4 protein-coding genes are annotated in these 5165 nt (G+C 53.2%); 2 read left to right on the forward strand and 2 right to left on the reverse strand.

What is annotated here, in order from left to right; all coding sequences use genetic code 11:
- Positions 1–422: 422 nt before the first annotated feature.
- Entirely contained in the window at positions 423–2054 is a 1632-nt protein-coding gene (locus AC0QH1_RS01070) for a hypothetical protein (protein WP_324628882.1), read from the reverse strand.
- Positions 2055–2195: 141 nt separating this feature from the next.
- Positions 2196–2360, reverse strand: a complete 165-nt coding sequence (locus tag AC0QH1_RS01075; protein WP_324628883.1) for a hypothetical protein — start codon at positions 2358–2360, stop codon at positions 2196–2198.
- Between the two features lie 413 nt (positions 2361–2773).
- On the opposite strand from AC0QH1_RS01075, the gene psaA reads away from it, so the two are divergent.
- A complete protein-coding gene (psaA, locus tag AC0QH1_RS01080) occupies positions 2774–5044 on the forward strand; it encodes a photosystem I core protein PsaA (RefSeq protein ID WP_324628884.1) in 2271 nt (756 codons plus the stop codon).
- Positions 5045–5070: 26 nt separating this feature from the next.
- Positions 5071–5165 (forward strand): hypothetical protein (locus tag AC0QH1_RS01085; RefSeq protein ID WP_442957260.1); only part of this gene is annotated, 95 nt, incomplete at its 3' end.

The raw sequence follows: 5165 nt of genomic DNA on the forward strand, positions 1-5165 counted from the left end.
CATGTCAGCCCACTCCAATCCAGGGCGTCACCCACCTGAGATTCGCAACTTGCATGCAAATGATTCGCGCCGGCGAACGCAACTTGCATGCAAATGATTCGCGCCGGCGAAGAAGAAAAAAAAGTTGACAAAAAAACGGCGATCGGGTAGTATTAAAACAAATTGTGCAGGCAGGGAACGTAAGCAATTTAAACATTGCTATTGAACCCTGCCTGCACCCTTAACTCGAGCTTCACCGACGATTGCTCCTGAAAATCATCTGAAGTTTTACGAAGCGCAATATCCCATCCCGTCTTTGTTCTGGGAATGGATTGCGAAGGCGGGCAATCCATTTTTGTATGACGCACTAGATTGAACTAATAAGGACACGGCACTGCCGTGTCCTTCAGTTATATCTGGATCGTTATACCAGAAAAACGGAATTAGGATGGGGAATTCGCAGAGTCGGCGGATTGCTCTTCTTCTATATATATAGAAGTCTCTGACGCCTCAGTGTCCAATTCCTCAACAATTTCTTCTGGTGCGCTCGTCGGTTCGGGTTCCGCTGCGCTTTCCACTTCCGCCTCGGGTTCGATTTCCGGTGCCGGTTCGGGTTCGACTTCCGGTACCGATATCGGTTCGGGTTCGACTTCCGGTGTGGGTGCCGGTTCGGGTTCGACTTCCCGAGTCACGGGTGCGGGAGTCACGGGTTCCGGTGCGAGTTCCGAGGGTTCTTCTACCGGTGCGGGTGTCATCGGTTCGGTATCTTGACGACGGAAGCGATCGAGGAAGCGACCCCAGGGAGATTTTTCAGCGGTTTTGGCTTCCGCTTCGGCGGGAGTGGGAGTTTCCACCGCTTCGGGGGTGGGAGTCGGGGCGATCGCATCCGGTTCCGGTTCCACGGTTTCGGGGGTGGGGATAATTTCTTCGGGTTCCGCAGCGGCGGGTGTTTCTTCGGGTTCTTCCACCGATTCCGGTTCTACCGGTTCGGGAGTTTCCATGTATTCCTCGGGCACCACTTCCACCGGCATTTCTTCCGGTTCGGGCATGGGCAATAACGGTTCTGTATTGGGTTCGACTGGTTCTTCGATCGCCTCTTCGATCGCCGGCTCTTCCGGTGTGGGTGGCGGTGGGTTGTAGCTCGGATCCACGATCGCCAAAGCGTCTTCTGCCTTCAGGTCCCCACGAACCAGGCGAGAGAGGGGATCTTTGCCTCTCGGGGTGTAGGTGATGAGGCGGACCGTATTGTTGAAGACATTTTGAACCGACTCGCCGCGATCGTCGAGAAATTCGATTTGCAGCCAGTTTTTGCCCGGTTTAAAGCCTTTGAGGTAAATGGGTTCCCAGCGATCGAGGACGAAACTTTCTCCATTAACGGTGACGCGAATTCGCCAATCTGCGATTTCGTCGGTGGGGTTTTCTTGGGCGACGAAATGTAAAGGCGCGTTGGTGAGGTAAAAGTCGAGCAGGATCGGTTCTGCGCCGTAGGTGCCTTGCGGGCGACTGTAGGTAAGCAGGGGCTTTTCGGGATCCGGGGAGTTGTGGTTGGTTTTGGCGAACAGGTGAAAGGTGGTTTGGGCATATGCGCCGTCATTTTTAAAGTTTTCATGCCAAGGACGAGCGGCAAAGACTCGCAGGGTATGGGTTCCCGGGGTTAGGTTTTGGAAAACAATCGGTTCGTCTAGGTTGTAAACCTCTTGGTAATGGTCGCGATCGAGGATGAGTTGCAGGTGGGGTCCGAGTTCCAGGTCGCGATTTTTAAACAGGGGCAAATCGCGAACTTGCAATTTGACGGTAACCGTGGTGTCTTGCACGATTTCATCGGGTTGCGGGGATAAGATGGCGACTTGCGGTTGGTATTGGGTTAAGGCTTGTCGCAGCTTTTGAATTTCTGCGGGGGGAGAGACTTCCGAGATTTGCGATCCGCGATCGCTCAGGGCGGTTGGCTGCTCTCCGACGGTGGGGGGTTCTTCGATGCGATCGCCACAGGCGACTAAGGCGAACAGAAACACAACTGCGATGGCGCAGTTTGCCAATGCTTTTGCTAATGGCGATCGCCAGTTGATACCAAACACTCAGCTATACTCCTTGGAACTTGACTTATTGAAATCTTTTAAGGAATCGCATAAACACAAGTAATGATAAAGGAATGGTACGGCAACCATTCACCGTTGAATCCATGCTCTGTCTAACTATTTTCCCAGGTCTTGGCAGTTTCACAAATTACGACGGGGGTATTGAGTCGCCTGTGGGCGATCGCCTGCCGATTTATTCTCCACCGGCGTACAACGGCTCATCCCACTCTCGATGGCAACCGAGAAAGGGCGATCGACTGTGCCCAGCGGCGCTAGCGACCCTTCATCCACACTGAAATCGCCCATCGGCGATCGGGTATTCCCCAGAAAAAGAGGGGATTATTAAGTTATGTAACATTTTGGCGTAAGGGGTTGACTTTTGTCCCCACAGTGCTGCGTAAAACCCCAAAAAATAAGAAAGCCAGAGAAATTTGAATAATTGTTAAGCGTTCCTGAGAAAAGCGGGACACTAGCCCTATAATGCACAAGCAGCAGTCCGCCGAGGCGCTCTGGGCAAATCGTTCAGAAATTTAGGTGGATTTTTGATAGAAGTTCCTACACAAAATACGGAGCTTGCATTAAACTAGAGAACTTAAGAGACCCACTAAGGGTTTTCTGAGTTAACCACCCAACCTTCGAGAGGAGGTTGAATCGTTGCTCCAGAGCAACGCCTCGGGTGGATTTAGCGTCGGTTCTTGTCTAGAGAGAGGAGAGTCTCGATGACGATTAGCCCTCCCGAGCGAGAGGCAAAAGTCAAGGTCAGCGTCGAAAACGATCCCGTTCCCACTTCATTTGAAAAGTGGGCAAAGCCGGGACACTTCGACCGAACCTTGTCTCGCGGGCCCAAAACCACCACATGGATTTGGAACCTGCACGCCAACGCTCACGATTTCGATAGCCATACCAGCGATTTAGAAGACATTTCGCGCAAAATCTTTAGCGCGCACTTCGGTCATCTGGCCGTGATCTTCATTTGGTTGAGCGGTGCCTATTTCCACGGTGCCAAGTTCTCCAACTACGAAGCATGGCTGGCCGATCCGACTGGGATAAAACCCAGCGCTCAAGTGGTCTGGCCGATCTTCGGTCAAGAAATTCTCAACGCCGATGTTGGCGGAGGATTCCAAGGGATTCAAATCACCTCTGGTTTATTCCAGCTATGGCGTGCCGGAGGCATCACCAATGAGTTTCAACTCTATTGCACCGCGATCGGTGCCTTGGTGATGGCAGGCTTGATGCTGTTTGCTGGTTGGTTCCACTATCACAAACGCGCTCCCAAACTGGAGTGGTTCCAGAATGTGGAATCGATGATGAACCACCACCTAGCGGGGTTACTCGGTCTGGGTTCCCTGGGGTGGGCAGGTCACCAAATCCACGTATCCCTGCCGATCAACAAGCTGTTGGATTCTGGTGTTGCAGCCAAAGACATTCCGCTGCCGCACGAATTCATTCTCAATCCCAGCTTGATGAGCGAGCTTTATCCCAGCGTGGATTGGGGATTCTTCAAGGGAGTGATTCCCTTCTTCACCTTGAACTGGGGAGTATATAGCGACTTCCTGACCTTCAAGGGAGGATTGAACCCCGTCACCGGTGGTCTGTGGTTGAGCGATACGGCACACCATCACGTGGCGATCGCCGTCCTGTTCATCATTGCGGGACACATGTACCGCACCAACTGGGGCATCGGTCATAGCATGAAAGAGATCCTAGAAGCTCACCGGGGTCCATTCACCGGTGAAGGTCACAAGGGTCTTTACGAAATCTTGACCACCTCTTGGCACGCGCAGCTCGCCATTAACCTGGCAATGTTGGGTTCGCTGAGCATCATTGTGGCTCACCACATGTACGCGATGCCTCCTTATCCCTACATCGCCACCGACTATCCCACCCAGCTGTCCCTGTTCACGCACCACGTGTGGATTGGCGGCTTCCTGATTGTCGGTGCGGGCGCTCACGCTGCCATCTTCATGGTGCGCGACTACGATCCGGCAAAAAATGTCAACAATTTGCTCGATCGCGTCATCCGTCACCGGGATGCAATCATCTCTCACCTGAACTGGGTCTGCTTGTTCTTGGGCTTCCATAGCTTCGGGCTGTACGTTCACAACGACACCATGCGAGCCTTTGGTCGTCCCCAAGACATGTTCTCCGACACCGGTATTCAACTACAGCCAATCTTTGCCCAGTGGGTACAAAATCTCCACACCTTGGCTCCAGGCAACACCGCTCCTAATGCATTAGCTCCCACGAGCTTCGCATTCGGTGGTGATGTGGTAGCCGTAGGCGGCAAAGTGGCCATGATGCCGATCGCCCTCGGAACCGCAGACTTCTTGGTTCATCATATCCATGCGTTCACGATTCACGTGACCGTTCTCATTCTGCTCAAAGGGGTTCTGTTTGCCCGCAACTCTCGTCTGATTCCTGACAAGAGCGAACTCGGTTTCCGGTTCCCCTGCGATGGACCTGGCCGTGGCGGCACCTGCCAAGTTTCCGGTTGGGACCATGTATTCCTCGGTCTGTTCTGGATGTACAACTCCCTGTCGATCGTGATCTTCCACTTTAGCTGGAAGATGCAGTCCGACGTGTGGGGCACCGTATCTCCAGACGGCTCGATCGCTCACATTACGGGTGGCAACTTCGCCCAAAGTTCAATCACCATCAACGGTTGGTTGCGCGACTTCCTGTGGGCACAAGCCGCTCAAGTGATTCAATCCTACGGAAGCGCTCTGTCCGCTTACGGTCTGTTATTCCTGGGCGCTCACTTCGTGTGGGCATTCAGCCTGATGTTCCTGTTTAGTGGCCGTGGCTACTGGCAAGAGCTCATCGAGTCCATCGTTTGGGCACACAACAAACTGAAAGTTGCCCCGGCAATTCAGCCTCGCGCTCTGAGCATCATCCAAGGACGAGCTGTAGGGGTAGCTCACTACCTCCTAGGAGGAATTGTCACAACCTGGGCATTCTTCCTGGCGCGAATCATCGCAGTGTCAGGATAAGAGCGAGTAGGAGCTAGTTACGACTTATGGCAAGAAAATTCCCCAAGTTTAGCCAGGACCTCGCTCAAGACCCGACAACACGTCGGCTATGGTACGGGATTGCCACCGCCCACGACTTTGA

The organism is Phormidium sp. CCY1219, assembly GCF_055795085.1.